Origin of the sequence: Mucilaginibacter gracilis, assembly GCF_003633615.1 — a bacterium.
GTDB lineage: Bacteria > Bacteroidota > Bacteroidia > Sphingobacteriales > Sphingobacteriaceae > Mucilaginibacter > Mucilaginibacter gracilis.
Window position 1 is genome coordinate 564,096 of record NZ_RBKU01000001.1, and the last position, 16,970, is coordinate 581,065.

General features: G+C 40.4%; 19 protein-coding genes. 8 read left to right on the plus strand and 11 right to left on the minus strand.

The window, feature by feature from the left end; all coding sequences use genetic code 11:
- The 5 genes from BDD43_RS02325 to BDD43_RS30740 all read right to left on the minus strand — a co-directional run bounded on the left by BDD43_RS02325 (position 1) and on the right by BDD43_RS30740 (position 2,549).
- Entirely contained in the window at positions 1-621 is a 621-nt protein-coding gene (locus BDD43_RS02325; RefSeq protein WP_162846960.1) for a TetR/AcrR family transcriptional regulator, read from the minus strand.
- Between the two features lie 261 nt (positions 622-882).
- On the minus strand, positions 883-1,536 hold the full coding sequence (locus BDD43_RS02330) for a TetR/AcrR family transcriptional regulator (RefSeq protein WP_121196140.1): 654 nt from the start codon (positions 1,534-1,536) through the stop codon (positions 883-885).
- Positions 1,537-1,553: 17 nt separating this feature from the next.
- Positions 1,554-2,021 carry a hypothetical protein gene (locus BDD43_RS02335; RefSeq protein ID WP_121196142.1) on the minus strand — a complete coding sequence of 156 codons (468 nt, stop codon included), beginning with the start codon at positions 2,019-2,021 and terminating at the stop codon, positions 1,554-1,556.
- Positions 2,022-2,045: 24 nt separating this feature from the next.
- The gene (locus BDD43_RS02340) at positions 2,046-2,408 is read right to left on the minus strand and encodes a hypothetical protein (protein WP_121196144.1); all 363 of its coding nucleotides are present in this window, start codon (positions 2,406-2,408) and stop codon (positions 2,046-2,048) included.
- An 18-nt stretch (positions 2,409-2,426) separates the two neighbouring features.
- Positions 2,427-2,549, minus strand: a complete 123-nt coding sequence (locus BDD43_RS30740; RefSeq protein ID WP_262707399.1) for a hypothetical protein — start codon at positions 2,547-2,549, stop codon at positions 2,427-2,429.
- Between the two features lie 190 nt (positions 2,550-2,739).
- Between BDD43_RS30740 and BDD43_RS02350 the strand changes: the two genes are divergently transcribed.
- Positions 2,740-3,207: a MarR family winged helix-turn-helix transcriptional regulator gene (locus BDD43_RS02350; protein ID WP_121196145.1), complete on the plus strand. Its 468-nt coding sequence runs from the start codon at positions 2,740-2,742 to the stop codon at positions 3,205-3,207.
- Here the strand turns inward: BDD43_RS02350 and BDD43_RS02355 are convergent.
- From BDD43_RS02355 to BDD43_RS02375, 4 genes are all read right to left on the minus strand, one after another.
- Positions 3,119-3,427 (minus strand): helix-turn-helix domain-containing protein, encoded by a 309-nt coding sequence (locus BDD43_RS02355; protein ID WP_262707400.1) that lies wholly within the window; start codon positions 3,425-3,427, stop codon positions 3,119-3,121. The genes BDD43_RS02350 and BDD43_RS02355 overlap by 89 nt on opposite strands.
- A gap of 1,293 nt (positions 3,428-4,720) precedes the next feature.
- Positions 4,721-5,710, minus strand: a complete 990-nt coding sequence (locus BDD43_RS02365; protein WP_121196148.1) for a type II toxin-antitoxin system HipA family toxin — start codon at positions 5,708-5,710, stop codon at positions 4,721-4,723.
- Complete coding sequence (locus tag BDD43_RS02370) at positions 5,703-6,035, minus strand: HipA N-terminal domain-containing protein (protein ID WP_121196149.1); 333 nt, start codon at positions 6,033-6,035, stop codon at positions 5,703-5,705. The genes BDD43_RS02365 and BDD43_RS02370 overlap by 8 nt, the downstream gene beginning before the upstream one ends.
- Positions 6,032-6,217 carry a helix-turn-helix domain-containing protein gene (locus BDD43_RS02375; RefSeq protein WP_246001409.1) on the minus strand — a complete coding sequence of 62 codons (186 nt, stop codon included), beginning with the start codon at positions 6,215-6,217 and terminating at the stop codon, positions 6,032-6,034. Before BDD43_RS02375 ends, BDD43_RS02370 begins: the two co-directional genes overlap by 4 nt.
- 847 nt (positions 6,218-7,064) lie before the next feature.
- Here BDD43_RS02375 and BDD43_RS02385 point away from each other — a divergent pair.
- Genes BDD43_RS02385 through BDD43_RS02400 form a run of 5 tightly spaced genes read left to right on the plus strand, consistent with a single transcriptional unit; the run spans position 7,065 to position 12,174 of the window.
- A complete protein-coding gene (locus tag BDD43_RS02385; RefSeq protein ID WP_121196154.1) occupies positions 7,065-7,763 on the plus strand; it encodes a RagB/SusD family nutrient uptake outer membrane protein in 699 nt (232 codons plus the stop codon).
- Positions 7,764-7,793: 30 nt separating this feature from the next.
- The gene (locus BDD43_RS02390; RefSeq protein ID WP_121196156.1) at positions 7,794-8,807 is read left to right on the plus strand and encodes a DUF5017 domain-containing protein; all 1,014 of its coding nucleotides are present in this window, start codon (positions 7,794-7,796) and stop codon (positions 8,805-8,807) included.
- Between the two features lie 11 nt (positions 8,808-8,818).
- The gene (locus BDD43_RS30480) at positions 8,819-9,487 is read left to right on the plus strand and encodes a glycoside hydrolase family protein (RefSeq protein WP_246001410.1); all 669 of its coding nucleotides are present in this window, start codon (positions 8,819-8,821) and stop codon (positions 9,485-9,487) included.
- Positions 9,480-10,052: a hypothetical protein gene (locus BDD43_RS30485; RefSeq protein ID WP_246001412.1), complete on the plus strand. Its 573-nt coding sequence runs from the start codon at positions 9,480-9,482 to the stop codon at positions 10,050-10,052. The genes BDD43_RS30480 and BDD43_RS30485 overlap by 8 nt, the downstream gene beginning before the upstream one ends.
- 52 nt (positions 10,053-10,104) lie before the next feature.
- Positions 10,105-12,174, plus strand: coding sequence for a polysaccharide lyase family 8 super-sandwich domain-containing protein (locus BDD43_RS02400; RefSeq protein WP_121196157.1), 2,070 nt, complete (start codon positions 10,105-10,107; stop codon positions 12,172-12,174).
- Positions 12,175-12,575: 401 nt separating this feature from the next.
- On the opposite strand, the gene BDD43_RS02410 is transcribed toward BDD43_RS02400, so the two are convergent.
- Positions 12,576-13,250: a hypothetical protein gene (locus BDD43_RS02410; protein ID WP_121196161.1), complete on the minus strand. Its 675-nt coding sequence runs from the start codon at positions 13,248-13,250 to the stop codon at positions 12,576-12,578.
- A 414-nt stretch (positions 13,251-13,664) separates the two neighbouring features.
- Here BDD43_RS02410 and BDD43_RS02415 point away from each other — a divergent pair, with 414 nt between their 5' ends.
- A complete protein-coding gene (locus BDD43_RS02415; RefSeq protein ID WP_121196163.1) occupies positions 13,665-14,036 on the plus strand; it encodes a helix-turn-helix transcriptional regulator in 372 nt (123 codons plus the stop codon).
- Here the strand turns inward: BDD43_RS02415 and BDD43_RS02420 are convergent.
- Positions 14,025-15,146, minus strand: coding sequence for a Fic family protein (locus BDD43_RS02420; RefSeq protein WP_121201856.1), 1,122 nt, complete (start codon positions 15,144-15,146; stop codon positions 14,025-14,027). The genes BDD43_RS02415 and BDD43_RS02420 overlap by 12 nt on opposite strands.
- A 211-nt stretch (positions 15,147-15,357) precedes the next feature.
- Between BDD43_RS02420 and BDD43_RS02425 the strand changes: the two genes are divergently transcribed.
- Complete coding sequence (locus BDD43_RS02425; RefSeq protein WP_121196164.1) at positions 15,358-16,902, plus strand: IS630 family transposase; 1,545 nt, start codon at positions 15,358-15,360, stop codon at positions 16,900-16,902.
- Positions 16,903-16,970 lie beyond the last annotated feature (68 nt).

A 16,970-nucleotide genomic window follows, 5' to 3' on the forward strand; every position in this document is an offset into this window, starting at 1 on the left:
CTAAAAAAAATCTGCTGTAAATGCAGTTTTTAAAAACGTTTTTAAGTGCACTTTTCTTTCCTTCATCAATTCCATATATTGTTCATTATTCAGCGAAAGGAGGTTTTGTATCACCGCGCCACCGGCAAATGAAAAAAGGCACATAGAGATCACCGTAATTAATATTTGTTCTGGCGCGCCTTTCATTTCCCCATTTTTAACAGCCTTTTCTATGCCGTGCAAAAGGATGTGAAAAGGGTTATCATTTGTTTCAGTCATCAAAATATCCTTCATCATATCCGGATTGTTATTGAACTCATTAAGCATAAACAGATCTAACTCCGGTTCTACTAGAGCATGATCAAAATATCCGTCTACGAAAGCGTCCATTTTTTCGAGTGTGGAGTAATTGTTGTTACGAAGCACCTCGGTTCTTACTGCTATACTCCGGAAGGCCTCTTTCCAGATCACCTGAAATAATTTATCTTTACTACGATAATAATAATTAAGTGTAGTGCGGCCAATACCCGCTACCTGGGCAATTTCCTGCATCCGGGCACCGGCTAATCCTCTTTTTAAAAAAACAGTTTTTGCGGCTGCCTTGATCTGGGCTTCAGTATCTATAAGTTTTATGTCTTTCAAAGTAATGGTATCAGACTTTATGCCGGACCTGAAAAGTAAACAAGTATTATACATCATTTTTCTTAACCTACTATCATTTTTAATGCCTTTTGCTTACCACATTGCGTCTGTCCTATAATTACCTGTTTAACCGTCATGGTCAAAACGATGACGCTTCGACTAATGATTCCCTAACATTTATCTGGTATCCTTTGCATTTGCAAAGCATGAAGAGTTTTGTCTAATTATTATTTACCTTTTTAAGAATGACGTAATTAAAATTTAATCCTCCCAAAAAGGACGTGTCAATGTTTGCGGTCCTAGTACAAAACGATGTTGATTTTTATAGAGGTTTATTAAGTTAGTTCCAGCAGAAGTAGCGATCCCGCTGATCAGGTGTCCGAATATTTCCTCGGACAAGGTTGTTGTATGATAAGCTGTTGAAGGAAAAATGCTGGTATCTGAAATTAACAACAGGCTTTCCAGGAAAAATCGGGACATCAAAGCAGGGTTAATATCCTCCTGATATAACTGCTTAGTAATTCCATTTTCAATACTTGTTTTTATAGTTTGAAAAATGAATCCATCTTTATGCTCTTTCATTGCTAAATAGGCCTTGTGGTGATTTTTTTCCAGCTCATTTAAAATAGGTTTGTTTAAATCCAGGTACATTTTTTGCACAACCACCATCGTAAAAAATAATTCGGTGATAGGATCATTGCTTTTCCTGATGAATGATTTGCAGCTTTCCTCATTTTCGGCAATAGCCTTTTCAATGAAATTTTCAACTAATGCATCCTTGCTTTCAAAAAATTTGTAAATGGTTTTTTTACTAACGTGCACTTCAGTTGCAATATCATCCATGGTAACAGATCTGATACCATGTTTGAGAAAAAGCTCATGTGCCTTTTCAGCAATTATAACAGGAGTTTCCATAATTGTAGCTTAATATTTTAATTTGATAACATTTGTCGGTAACCGGTTGCCTGATGAACTAAATTCCGATAACGGTTTTCAGCTAATGTGCTCAGCAACTCGTTAATCAGAAACTTGCAGAAAACAATGGATACTACCTTTTTTGCAATCATTTCCCCCGGTGGCATAACATTTTGATAGCATGTCCTGAATTTGTCAATTACAGAGTGCCGATCGTCGTAATACATATTGAACCAGGTTTTTATACCCTCCAATAATTTTCCCGAAAGCACAAAGTCCCTTGGTGCCTGACGTAGGAGATAAGCATAGAGAAGATCACTCTTAGTTGCATTTTCAACAAGAACGGTAGGTTTATTGACATAATCGTTAAAACGATTTTGCGCATATAGCTCGTCAATTTTCGTTTCCAGTTCACCACGCAATCTTTCCGAAAGATCAATATACCCGGGCTGACATAAAATAATGGCCTTAAAATCTGCTTTCATAATTTGAGGATTAAAATTTATTGATCAGTTATTCTCACGATAGCAATTCATACCGCAGTGTAGGATTTTGTAAAACGATGCAAGTTTGGGCTTAATCAGAACATAGTATAAAGAGTCGATTAATCCTCCAATATTTATTCCGGCTGGATCAAAGTTTCTTACGATATAATCCATTACAACTTTAAAAACAGCTATGTCAATCCAGCGAATGAAGCTGGATATATAAATATGCCCATCAATCGTATCATAGGTTGCGGTATAGTTATCCCTGTTGATTTGTTGTCGCATCCTTTTTATAGCTAAACTTTTAGCAAGAAACAGCTTGCGAATTATCGTCAGTAAGCTGATGTTTAATAAGTTATTCCGGTGTATACTTAAAGCTATCATGGACAAATTTTTTTTAGTTTACCAGTAAGCGATCCCGGTTAAACGGGCCAATTCGAGGTTGGCCTGGCATAACTGGATTTGGTAACGCAGCTGTGTTAATGATACCGTTTGCACATTCGTACTGGCATTGGTGAGTTCCAAATTTTTCCCGGTGCCATTTTTATAGCGGTTGTTATTTCTTCCGTTTCCATTGTGTTAAGTAATTACAATACAATAGTACACATTGTTTACTATATTAGTCAATATTGTTTACTATATTTAAATGATTTAGATTCACTTATTGCAATTTGATGACGAACTGTAATTCAGTTAAATAAATTAATTTTGAGCTATGGAATATCAAGGTGAAAAGCAGGAAGCCGATTTGGAGAGAAATTTATTCAGGATTGTATATGTACTTAAACGTGCCCTTGATGATTGGGGTGAAGAGCATATCAAGACTTTAAACAATCCTCATCTGCAGGCTACATTTATACCTTTCTTTATGAATATCGGTTCGTCCGGTGCCTCTAACAGTGATCTGGCTGCTATGTTCAGGATATCCAAGCAAGGTGCAAGCCGTATCGTAAAAGGGCTGGAAGCCTCGGGGCTTGTACGAGCTGAAAAAAGTGACAAGGATGGCAGGTCGTTTATGCTTTACCTCACGGATAATGGGCAGCGGTTTTATAAGGAGCAACTGGAGATCATAAACGAGCTTAAGAAGGATTACATCAAGTTAACGGGTTCAAAAAACTATGATAACACCATCGATCAGCTGCTGAAATTGATTGATTATCACAATACTGCTGATCAAAAGTAAATACCAAACAGACAGCGAACGGAATTACGTCCTTGATGATAATTTTTCTTTCATCTGTTACCAGTATACCTTCTGTTTTAAATTCCTTGAGCAGCCTAATCACATTTTCTTCGGCAATTCCAGCCATATTCGCCAGGTTGGCGCGGGAAATATTCAGTGAAATTGTTTCGTCTATATACCACTGATAATTGACCTCACTTGGCAATTTTAAAATGACCACTTCCAGTACTCAAGTTCAAATCTTTAGGGAGGATTAATTGGCGAAGAGGGGGGGGGCAGCGTTATTGGTTCGTCCAAAATTAACACCTGGATCATATAACTTTAAAAGCATCCGGCTTTTTAAAGAAAATCGGTAAAAATATTCAGGCAGACACAGATATTACCGTAAGAAAGCGTTACCGGGACTAAAGTAACTATCAGATACTGCTTCAGCTTTGTTAAATTCAGCCAGTGGTGCAGATTATCTCTGGTGTTTCTGCATGATCTGTATCTTATAATAGATATGGTAAAGCATCTCGATTTGCACTGAAAGGTATAATTTTTCGTCGTTTTTTCTAGCGATGGAGGCGATAGAGCGATGCTTCATATCTTTTTAGGACAAATATGGGTAGAAGTGACATAGCAATTGGTTCTGCTTTTTTTCATTTTTTGTAGGTTCGCTCGCTTTGCCCGACCATATGCATTGAGACGCGTTATGATGACGGTATCCTGAAAGTGGATATTGCCAAGAAAGAAAATACATCAATGTCCAGCCGCTGGATAGAATTTAAGAAAATGAAGACGGACTGTAATGCAGCAAATTCCGAGGCCATTGACCACCTCATTCCGAGGATGTATCAAATCGATTCCGGAACACTTTGACCAAGCTAATTTATTGACTAAAAGAAATAACTTTGAAAATCAGAATACACGTTTTGATGCTCTAAGGCCTACGGAATCGCGTGGTCAAGCCTTGCGGAATTTCCAGATATACCACAAAGTGCAAAGAATAAGGATCAAAAGAGTGATAAGATGGATTGTCGAAACTTGGCCAAACAATTACAATCTGGACATCTTACGGGAATAGACGTACCTGATGAGCAAAGAGAACAGCTCGAAGCTTATTCCGGCAAAAAAACAATCTGACTAAAGTCATGCGGAAACTTAAGAGTCAAATCAAGGCTGAACTACTGTACTATGGTTGTTTATAAATGAATATTCGGTTTATCCATATTTTGAAGGGGTGGCAAAACAGTTAAAAAGCGGACAAATCGCTTTATAAGGTCAATTTTTAAGATTCACACATTCCTAACCACGGACATTAGCCCCATATTCACCGCATCCGCAAAAATAGCCCACCGCCGGGATAAAAAGTAAAGGCCATGCATAGCGGGCCATTGTGTTTTTCTTTTCAGCGGTGGCCTTGACTTTTTACCCGGCTCGCGCTGTTGGTTGCTTAAGCGGTAAATATGGCATGATGTGTTCAAAAGAATTGTCGTAATCTAACTTTCTTCAATTCAAGATACTGCAAAGACTAATCCTTCATTAGCTGTTTTAGCCTGGCTTGGTACGATTGTAAATAATTCCGTTGAGTTGTTTCGTCAAGAAAAGAAGCTAATGTGAGTTTTTCGACAGCTGCTGATCCTGAAATCATAGATTGGGCTATTCCCTCAAATGTTTTCTCGCTTATGCCTGATTGCTCAGCCAGTACTGAAAACTGGTGCCTAATCTTACCTTGTGCGAGGTTCTTTGGTAATAAGCCGTCATCAAGTGCAAAGTCATTGTCTTTGATATGTATGCGGCTGTTAAGCAGGTCATAAGCCGGACTTAGGCGGTAATCTCCCATCGGGGTTTCCAACAGCGAAAAGTTTTTGAAGTGGGCGTCTCCGTTTGAAAACAAATAATTGAACATTAATAATTTCAATAATTTTGGTGCTTCCAGTTTATATGCAGGGACGTATTGCTCCATAATCTTAAAAAGATCTAAGTAGTTTCCGAGGTACTTATAGTGTTCTCCGTGGGTCTGGGGCGTTCTTCCTGCAAGCGACGCAAAATCGTCCTGTGCCAGTTTTTCTCCTTCTTTCGTTACATCAAAACGTTTAGTAATATAAGCAGGCTGCCCGTTCTTAAAAAATATCAATGCATTTTCAGCAGTTTCTATGCCATACACCTGGCGGGCAATTTGCATGGTTAAATGTTCATTAGCGGGCATTTGGTCAGATTTTCTGCCAGCGTTTGGAATCGGCTTTAATATATAGGTTCCTCGTTCACCCTCATTGATCAGCCTTAGTCTGTTTTTTTCTAACAACACGGAAAACTTTTCCTGTACACCAGAGATAGACATCCGCCTCTGGTTTTCCTCAAATAGCTCATCCGTCTCCGGGTTTGAAGCAGGAGAATCATAAAGTAAAATATGATTTACTTTTTTTCCATTAAAAACCCGGTTAAGACAAGTCCGGCTATAAGTATCATAGCCGGGTGCCAATGTGCCCGGGCAATATTTTATTTCTGGCAGGTTACTCATTATCTTCTGCTTTAAGTACAGTTACTGCACCTATGGTATCGTTTTTTGCGGTTGTTAATAAAAGTCCGAAATAATCAGTCTGATCAATTCTATTGAGCTTGCAGACCACCTGTTTATTCGATCCTTCCGGAAGCATGTTATAAAAAAACGGAAAGAGAAATTCAGACTCGTAAACCTTTTCCGTTTTTGGTAAAGTGAGGCTAATGCTTGGCTTGCTACCATCTCCAATCCAAGAAGGATGATACTGAAACGTAAAAAAACCATTATCAAGCTGCTTCAATATGCCGGCTTCTTGCTCCTTAAATAATACTTTGGCTTTTCTCATCGAATGTCTGGTTTATTCTTTATGGTCATACTGAGTTCCAGACCTAATGTATCGCCGAGCTTTTGCAGCGTCATTAAAGTGGGATTGCCTTTACCACTTTCAAACTGCTTTAACGTTCTAAGGCCTACTCCTGATAGTTGCGCGAGCGTTTCCTGGGTAACCTGTAGGGATTCCCTGCGCAATTTAATTGTTCTTATTATTTCCTCAAAGTGCATTATAGTGCTCTATTTGCAACAAAAGTATTATAAATTTTTATTAGTTCATTATAAAGTGTATTTAAATACACTTTATAATGAAATTTTATAGTTTGTAATTGACTACGGGTCCAAAGTGCGTTTTATAGCTCTTTTTAGCGCCATTAGCGATCCGATAACACTTCAATATGAAAATGGAGAAATAGTAGGTTGTCAGGATTCACTGCTGATCGAAAAGGGTAAAACATTACAAGTCCGTAAGGGACCTCAATTAAATAACCTATGGAAAAACACACATTCCGCTGGTTCTTGCCAACCTCTATGAGGAGCAAAACCCACTATTTTGAATTTGATATCACAAAGCATTGTAAGATTTTTCTAAATCAAAGCGCATACTATAACAGGGCAATATAATTCGATAGTCAATATGACCTTGACGAAGATTTCACGGCAAAATTGAACTAATAGCGGTCAAAATCCATCCTTTTACGAGTGAGCCGATGAGCAACTTTCATGGGGCAAATACGATTGTAGCAAAAGAAATTGGGACGTTTCCAGATTTTCACCATATCGTTCACAGAGGAAATTTAAGACTGGCAGAGGGTTGGCTGAACAATTCCCTATGCGGAAGTCAAGACCTGCTCACATTTGCACCCAGGCCTATTCGGGTGCATAGGATAGTCGATCCGCATAACTGGACCAGACCCAGTATAGGTCAATTGAATCCTTCAAAGGCCGCAAACATTCCTGCAGGTTGTATGTTGCTTTTAGGAACGCCAGAAAGCGCTATTGCTCTTTACATTCTACATTTTGGTTTTCATTCAAACCGCTGGCTATGGAAACCATCATCGGTTTAACGCTGGGCAGCACGGACAATACTGGCTATTTACTTACTGTGCCAAATATACCCGTAACTTTTACCGGTGGCGGTGGCACAGGTGCAACCGGCATAGCAACGGTTTCTACCACAACAGGCAAAGTAACAGCTATAGCCGTTTTGAATCCTGGTACAGGCTATACATCTGCCCCTACCGTAAATATCGGCACAACCTGGGCTCCCAATACGCTTTACAATGCTGGCACACAGGCTACCAATGGAAACAACCTATACACCGTTGCTGTAACGGGTATCTCCACGGCCACACCACCTACACAATCGTCCGGATCATCTTCGGCAACTGTTACAGGTGCGGTATTTACTTATGCCGGGCTAAAAGCAACGGGCACGGCTACCGTTTCCACAACACAGGTTGACCTTGTTGGGTTAAGCCAATCGTCTTTTCAACTGGCGCTGCAAGATGAAAGAAGCCGCGAACTTTGTTTCGAAGGGCTCCGCAAAGCCGATCTGATACGCTGGGGTGCCTGGGTAACTACGATGAATAACCTTGCGGTGGATATGAAAGCCAACGCCGGAACGAGTTTTGCGTACGGCGCGTTGGCGGGATCAAACATTAGCCCACGTAATGTACTTTTCCCTATCCCATCCTCAGAAATTTCGGTAAACAAGGCAGCTACTCAAAATCCAGGCTGGTAGTAATAACATTCACAATCAAAATAATACGCTATGTTAAAAAGATATTTGTACACAGGCACCACAATGCTACTTTTTTGTTTGGCTTGCAATAAAAACATGATAGTAAAACCCGTTGGTTTTGATGTTAACTGCACCAAACTAAATGGTACCGCCACAACCACATTTTCAGCCAAAGACACGCTGCAATTCAACTTTAGTGGCAACCCTGACGTTATTACCTTTTATTCGGGCGAGCAGGGCAAACGTTATGAATTTGCATCACGAACGTCGGCGTTTGGCGCATCGCAATTGCAGTTTAGTACTTTAAGGGCAAATGGCACCCAGTCTAACTCGCTCGCGGTGTTTGTTTCTTCAGACTTTCAAGGCGTTGTTACCCGAATAGTAAACGGAGCATTAGTACGGGATACAGCAAGCACAAATGCCAATATTGCAGCCGCTACCTGGAATGATATTACCTCCCGTGCTTCTTTATCAACCGGCGGAACTACCGCGCTATCGTCGGGCGTTATTGATCTTTCTGACTTTGCCAGCCAGCTTAAGCCCGTGTATATTGCTTTTAAGTACAGTGCAGATGCTGGTTCGATACAAAATAAGTGGACAATAACCAACCTAACCTTAAACAATGCGTTAGCGGATGCCGGTGTTTACACCAATGCGAGTTTAAACGGACCAACCACGGCTATTACAAATTACGGCAACACTACCTTTGGCCCGGGTTGGGCGGTATCATACGATTTGGCAAAAAACAGCAATAAATATGCCTGGGTTTATACCGATAAAACCAGTTTGGTAATTACCGGCGCAACGACGGCGGCACTGGCAACGGCACCGGCTGAAGCATGGGCCATTATGGGGCCTGTTGATCTGAACCGGGTAACGCCTGATGTTGGGGTTGCCATTAAAGCTATTGCAAGCACACAACCAAATTACCAATACATATATCCCGTAGCAGGTAATTACCACGCCGTTTTTGTAGCAGGCAATTACAACGCTACCGGCTCAAGTACTAATAAACGCGATATAACCGTAACCATTAAGCCATAGCAACACGTTTTATGAAAAAAATTATAGCTTTAACAGCTTTAGCCATAACCGTTGTGATGTTTTCATTCACCAAAACAGAAACAGTACCAGTGCAGCGCGACTTTAAGATTGCAGAAGCGCAGTACAGTGCCATGATATTCAACGTTAAGCGTTTTGATGAATACCCGCGCACGGCTTTGCCCGATGGCACATTAAAAAACACCGACCTACAGGAGTGGACATCCGGTTTTTGGCCTGGCAGCTTATGGTATTTATACGAATATACAAAAGATGAAAAATGGAAGGCCGCTGCCACACGGTGGACAAACACGCTGGCTGCCAACCAATACAATAAAACAACCCACGACCTCGGTTTTATGATGTATTGTAGCTATGGCAATGCTTATAGACTTACCGGCGATAAAGAATACAGGGACATTCTTATTCAATCAGCTAAATCATTAGCCACACGCTTTGATGCCAGGGTCGGTTGTATCCGTTCCTGGGATCCGCGCCTTTCATGGGATGGTAAAACAACCTGGCAGTTCCCCGTTATTATTGATAATATGATGAACCTGGAATTGCTCTTTTTCGCATCGAAAGAAAGCGGCGACCCTACGTATAGGAATATAGCCATTACCCATGCCGAAACAACCATGAAAAATCATATCCGTCCGGATTTTAGCTCGTACCATGTTTAGCTACGATCCTCAAAACGGACAGGTACTTTCGCGCGAAACCTTTCAGGGGTTTTCAAACAATTCAACCTGGGCCAGGGGCGAAGCATGGGGGATATATGGTTTTACTATCGTGTACCGCGAAACCAAAGACAAACGCTTTTTAAATACCGCCAGGCAAATGGCAGATTTTTACCTGCATAACCACCGCCTACCAGCTGACAAGATACCTTTGTGGGATTTTAACGTCAATGAGCCTGGCTTTGTTCCGCTTTGGAAATATGATGCAAGACAGTTTAGCTACATTCCAAGAGACGCATCAGCGGCAGCTATCACGGCTTCGGCTTTTCTTGAGTTAAGTACACAATTGGGGCAAGAAGGGAAGCCCTATTTTAATGCAGCCGTTGAAATTTTAAAATCGTTAAGCGGGCGTAATTACCTGGCTAAACAAGGCACTAATAACAACTTTATCTTGAAGCACTCGGTAGGTAGCATACCCCATGGATTTGAAATAGACAAACCTATTGTATATGCTGATTATTATTTTCTGGAAGCTCTTTTAAGGTATCAGAAGATAGCAAGTCATTAACACTTCAAATGTAGTTTATTGTTTAATAGGACAATATTAGTATATAAAAAAAATGAATAAGAAATATTTGAGATACGCATCATTATTACTCTTTTTTTTTCAGGTTAACCAATGTTTTGGACAGCAGCAAGACATTGATACGGTAATTAACCGTGTTGTTAACAATATGCTTGCCGGGCACAATACCGTTACATTTATCAAAACGGTAACTCAAAATGTAGCTAATCTTAAAAGCGACGGTACTTGGGCCGATATAAATTACAGAGATACTGCATTAGCAATTTGGTCGCCGGCGGCACATTTAAACAGGGTTTATGAACTGGCATTGGCATATGCACAAACCAAGGGGGTTTACAGCCGTAACGAAACCTTACATGTTGCTATAGTTAAAGCATTGCAGGCCTGGAATCAGTTAGATCCAAAGTGTAAAAATTGGTGGTTTAACGAGATCAATTGCCCTCAAACATTGGGGCAGATTATGCTGCTACTGAAAAGTTCAAAACCATTGCCAAAACCATTGCAAGATTCACTAATAACAAAAATGAACCGCGGCGATATGTATAAACAAACCGGCGCCAACAAATTTGATGTAGCCTTACACAATATTTACAGTGCTTTACTTACAGCTAACATTGTCCTTATGGATTCGGCGGTGAGCCAGTGCTTTCAGCCCCTTACGCTCACTAATGCACCCGAGGGGTTAATGTACGATTATTCTTATTTGCAACATGGACGACAATTACAGATCGCGTCGTACGGACTGGTATTTTTAAAGGGCGAATATGGTCTGGCCGCCCTTGTACGTGGTACTAATTGGCAAATGAAGCCACCACAACGAAAATTATTAGCTAAATTTTTAAACGATGTTTTTTTGAATGCAATGCGTTATAAATATTTAGACTTTAATGTGATGGGACGCAACTTTAGTCGAAAAAATTCTTTAAGCACCAATGTAGCTGCTCTTTTACAAAAGGACATGGATGCCTTGCAAAAGGCAGATAAAGAAACACTTGACGATGTAACCGGCTGCTTAAACGCCGCCAGGCGTATATCGGGCAAGGTACCCGCATCATTTAAAGTAAAGCCGGTACATCAGCAATATTGGATTGGCGATTATACTCAACACGTCAATCCGGATTACTTATTTACAGTTAGAGCTAACTCCGCAAGAACTAAAAGGTTGGAAACGGGTAATGGCGAAAATTTGTACGGGCGCTATATGGGTGACGGTGCCACTAATATCCAACGCTCGGGTGGCGAATACTTTAATATATTCCCCGTTTGGGAAAATGATAAAGTGCCAGGGGTTACTTGCCGGGATTTTGCGATAGATAGGCATGCGGTAAACTCCTGGGATCAGACAGGGACCACCAACTTTACAGGTGGCTTGAGTAACGGTACCGATGGTGTATGCACCTATACCTTAAACTTTGATAGCGTAAAAGCCAAAAAGGCCTGGTTTTTCTTTGGCAAAGAAATTATTTGTATGGGTGCGGGCATTCAATCGCGCGCGCCCGAAAACATCACAACAACTGTAAACCAGTGTTGGAGCCACACCGATGTGCTTTCAGATTCGTTAAATGGAACTTTTTGGCAGGATAGCATAGCTTATTACTTTCAGCCGGATGAAAAGATAAAGTACACAAACACTGAACAGAAAGGAACCTGGAAACGTATCAATTCGTCACAGTCGGCAGATACCGTAAAGGGCAAAGTATTTAAACTGTGGATAGACCACGGACCGCTCCCTCATGATGCTACCTACGTGTATGCTGTTTTGCCCGGTGTTCCGTTGAACCAGGTTTCCAGCCTTTCGCCGTTCAACCACCTAAAGGTTATAAGTAACAATGATGAACAGCAGGCAATTATTGACTTAAAAACAGGGATGGCACAAATTGTGTTTTATCAACCAGGGACAATCAAAACCGAAGGCTTTAGTGTTTCGGTAAATGAGGCTTGTGTTATAATGATTGAAAAAAAAGGTACTGCACAGCAGTCTTTATTTGTTGCCGACCCATCTCATCAATTAAAAGAGATTGTAATAACAGTTAACAATAAACGAGTAAGCTGCGTATTGCCTATAGGCGAATACGCAGGTTCAACAGCGATAGTTGCACTATAAAAATCAGGATTTATATAGTGCAAGATGTTGATTGCAGCTTATCTTTCTTATTTTCATTGATTTATGTATGGCATAATTGCTTTAGTACCGATTGCTATTATCTGCATACACTCACACATTGCCGCTTAAACAAGAAAATTATCAAGAGCTTCGGCGATAGCTACAGTTTATTATACCCTTGACTGTTTTCTTGTGTCGCTAACTTTTTGACTGCGGTGTTGTGGCTTTTTTGTGCGGCTGGAAGACAGGCGGGTATGAGGAACGAATACTTGCCTGTGTACAGCAGCAAGGCTGCCTGCGAAATGAAACCCGGCGCGTAGCGCGTGGTGCAATGTAGCAGCCTGCCGCAGCGGCGCGGCTTACTACCCATGTTTGTTAAATGACTTTCGCAAACATAGTTACTACTTCCTCTTCAATGCCTTCAAACTGTCTGCTTCCCTTTCCAACTGCTTAATACGCAATGCTGTTGCCAGCGTTTCTTCATAGCGCTCTATACTATCTGCCCGAAAGCTTTTGACAGCCGGTACATTCAAACTATCCAGTTGGTTTTGTAATTTTTGCTTCTTAACGCTATCCGCAATGAAATAGTTCCAGTACCAGGCAATCCGGTAGCGGCTGTTCTGACTATCCATATACCAGTAACGGAAACCGAACCAGCTAACGAGGCCGACTACGATAGCTACAGCAGTCAAATACATACCGCGCATTGCCATGGTCTTTAAAAACCCCTTACCGCTGTCTTCCGGCAATACCAATATCCTGTTCTTAGTAAAAGCTGCATTTAACAGCTGTAAAACAGACGTTTTGATATTTTCCATTCCCTCATTGGCGATCCTCGATATGGGTAAGGTGCTTGGCGCAGGTACCGAAACTTCTATCTTTTGAAATTTTTGTTCAAAACTGTTGATCAGCTTTTGCGTCTGCTTATCCTTTTCGGCAATAAGCTCATTCCGCTGGTCGAGCTGTTTTTGCTGCTCTTTGATAAAATCTTTAATTTCTTTGATCTCCGTTACATTCTCAGTAAGTACAGATGTTAAGGTTTTTTCATCAATGGGCGTTTCTTCATTTGGTAACACAACTGTAACACAAATTCGTGAAGTTTAACAAAAAACTGTGAGAAACTGAAAAATTGATTGATGTGACCTCTGCTTAGTTCAGCAGGGCTAAATCTTCGCCAGAAATGACGAAAACATGCGTAATTGCATCCTAAAGGCCGCTTTATGGAAATAAAAAAGGGTAAGCGACCATTTAAAATGTGCTTACCCTTAGCTCCTGAGGCTGGGCTCGAACCAGCGACCCTCTGATTAACAGAGAAATGGTCGACCTCTATATCGAACTAAGGATGAGTTAGTTATGTCAATCCGGTTTTTCGTTGTAACATATTTGAAACATCTCACACGGCAACAATTCTCCCTTGCGGTAATTAAATATACAGCATATGTTTAATTATTCAAAACATTTTTGAGTGTTTTACAACATCAAATAATGCTATGAGTATAAATAAAAACACGCGTTTGATTGACCTGACCGTTGCCGATTTAATGGTCGTTATCAAAGACTGTATGACAGGTTTCATCCAGGTTGATCCAATAGTAATCGAAGACGACGAAATTGGAGGATATGAGATCGCAGAAACCGTAACGGGATATTCTCGCCAAACGCTTTATCAGCTGAAATCTGCTGGAAAATTGCCTCATGTAGCTTTACCTGGAGGAGGTATCAGGTTTTCGAAAAAGATGCTAATAAATTGGTTACTATCCCACCAAAAGCTTACAAATCAAGAAATACAGGAGAAAGCGGAAACCTTGAAACTTAAGCGCAAGTTGCGAAGAAAATATTGCCTGTTGCGACTATTCAGATAGTATCCTGTAAAGTTCCAAGTTTAAGTAATAGTTGCCTTTTCCAATTACTCTCTTTTCTAAAACACCCATATCCGTTAACTGGTCAAGATATTTTCTGGCGGTATTTTCCGCATAAATATTGCCGCCAACGAGGTGCTTTACCCTAGTGTAAGGTTGGGTGAATATGGCATTGACCAGCGATTCTGGACGTGCTATGTCGGTATCTTCGATGATGGCTTTTAAAATGGCATCTTTGGCACTAACAATATCGTTGATCTTGTCATAAGTAATATTGGAAGTAACTTCAACAGCTTTCAGCATATACAACAACCAATTCTTCCAACTCCCTCTCTGGGTTACGCCTGCAAGTCCCGCATAATAATCCTCTTTATGATCGATGATATAACGGCTTAAAAAGAGAATCGGATAATCCAACAGACCTTTTTTGGTCAGGTAATGAATGTTGAAGATCCTGCCGGTACGGCCGTTGCCGTCACGGAAAGGGTGTATTGCCTCAAATTGTAAATGACCAATGGCCATTTTGAGTAAAGGGTCCATCTGATAAGTTTTATCGTCGTTCAAAAACTCTATAAGGTTACGGAGCTTAGCTTCGACCACGCCTTTGCCTCTTGGTGGTGTATAGGAGACTTTACCGGCATTTGGCCCGGTGCCGCCTTCCTTGATTACAATCTGGGCGATGGGTGTTCTTATACCATCATTGAACTGGCTGACGATACGATACATTTTCACGAAGTAATTCTCATCAAAAACCTGTTCTTGATTCAAGTAGGTATACCCTTCCCATAACGCTTCACGATAATATAGCACTTCTTTAGACGGACCATTTAATTGACTAATCTGTTCTTCACTATATGCCTGATACAATTCATCATCAGTTGTAAAGATGTTTTCTATTGCACTGGATGCTTTCGCTTCCTGTAAACTGATAGAGTTTATAAGCAGCCCTTGGTTTGGAATGACGATACTCCGGCCCTGTAAGCGGCCTAACGCAGCTTTGGCATTACCCAATTGACTGTAAATTTCCACATCTTCATAAAGTTGTTTGTCAATTGGTAGTTCTGGTAAAGTATTCCAGGGAACGTTTCGGTCGGGATTCACTTTATATGCCATAAACAAATATACACTATTGACCTTAAAATTAAAATATTTTAAGGTCAATGGCATTTATGGCATTAAAGCTATGCTAAAAAAATATCGTGCACATTAAAATGTAGTAATTTTAAAGTACAACATCAAAATGGCATTAAGTTGTCTTGGCAAACTTTAGAAACATATAAAAGTTCCAAATAAGTAATAAAGACTTATTAAACTCAACTTACCAATGGCAAATACAAGGATCGCAGCAAAAAAACAAATGTTTATCGGCCGTATGATTTTAAATGGAACGAGCAATATCAGACAAGCTTCCAGACAATTGGGTATTTCCCGGAACACCGTGAAATGTTATAAAAAAAAATATAGCTCATTTGTTGATAGTTGTCCCGTTAAAGGGGGGCATCAGGATTCCAGCATTCCTGTTTTCAAAATTGAATATCCGGCAAATAACAGGTATAAGGAATTGATCAATGCTTTACCATTATTAACGGAAGCAGGCAAGCTCATCAGCGCAAAAGACATATGGCTAAGTTATTTGGCGATTTATCCAAATGGTTATGGTCGCTCTGCATTCAACTTGCATTTTTCGAAATGGGCAAAAGACAGCAAAGTAACCCTTCGTAATTATTCCCAAGTATCCGACATTCCTACTGAAGATCTGAAGATATTAAAACGGTGGCGTAATTCCTCAGATAGACGCAAATGGGAACGGGCGGTAGTTATTATGGAGTCTTTTAATGGCACATCAGCAGTTGATATTTCTAATAAGGTAGATCGCGGTGCCGATAAGGTGTCAGACTGGATCAGGGACTATAAAGTGAAAGGTATAAAAGGGTTAGAAAAGCAACCCCGGCGGGCGAATCAGGCTGTAATGAACGGAATCAAGGATAAGCGCGACAATTTAGTAAGGTTAATTCATGAATCTCCCAAATTACACGGGATCAACCGGACGTCCTGGTTTCTGGCAGATTTATCAGCTACTTATCAAAAAGTTTATGGAGTTTACATATCCGGCTCAACCATATCGAATTACCTTAAAAAAGAGGGTTTTGTTTACCGTAAGGCGAGGGAAGTACTGACCAGTCCCGACCCTGACTTCCGGGAAAAGATGGACAAGATTACCGGTATCCTGCAAAATCTTGGATCAAAGGAGAAATTTTTCTCAGTAGATGAGTTCGGTCCTTTCGCAGTAAAAATGAAAGGAGGACGGTCACTGGTCAAGAAGGGCGAAAGAAAAACGTTTCCGCAGATTCAAAAAAGTAAAGGCTGGACTATTTGTACCGCGGCTTTGGAATTATCACAAAACCAGATCACGCATTTCTTTTCACAAAAAAAAGACACAGATGAAATGATCAAACTCATAGACCTGCTAATGATTAAATATCAAAAAGAGGAAAAACTTTACTTTTCATGGGACGCGGCATCCTGGCATGCTTCCAAGAAACTGGTAAAGCATATCGAACAATTGAACAGCGAAAGCTACCGGCAGGAATATAAAACTCCAATCGTGGAACTGGCACCGCTACCAGCTTCTGCACAATTCTTAAATGTAATCGAATCGGTATTTAGCGGGTTAGCTAAATCAATTATTCATAATAGCGACTATAGTTGTCTTGACGAGTGCAAGGCAGCCATTACCTTATATTTTAAAACAAGAAACGATTATTTTACAAAAAACCCTCAAAAAGCGGGTAATAAAATATGGGGCAGAGAGATAGTTGCCCCTATTTTCAAAGACAGCCATAATTGCAAAGATCCCAAATGCCGGTAAAAAACGAAAGAATTCATCGAATGGATTAACAGAGAAATGACTTCAACACTTGTGTAGCATTCGGAAAC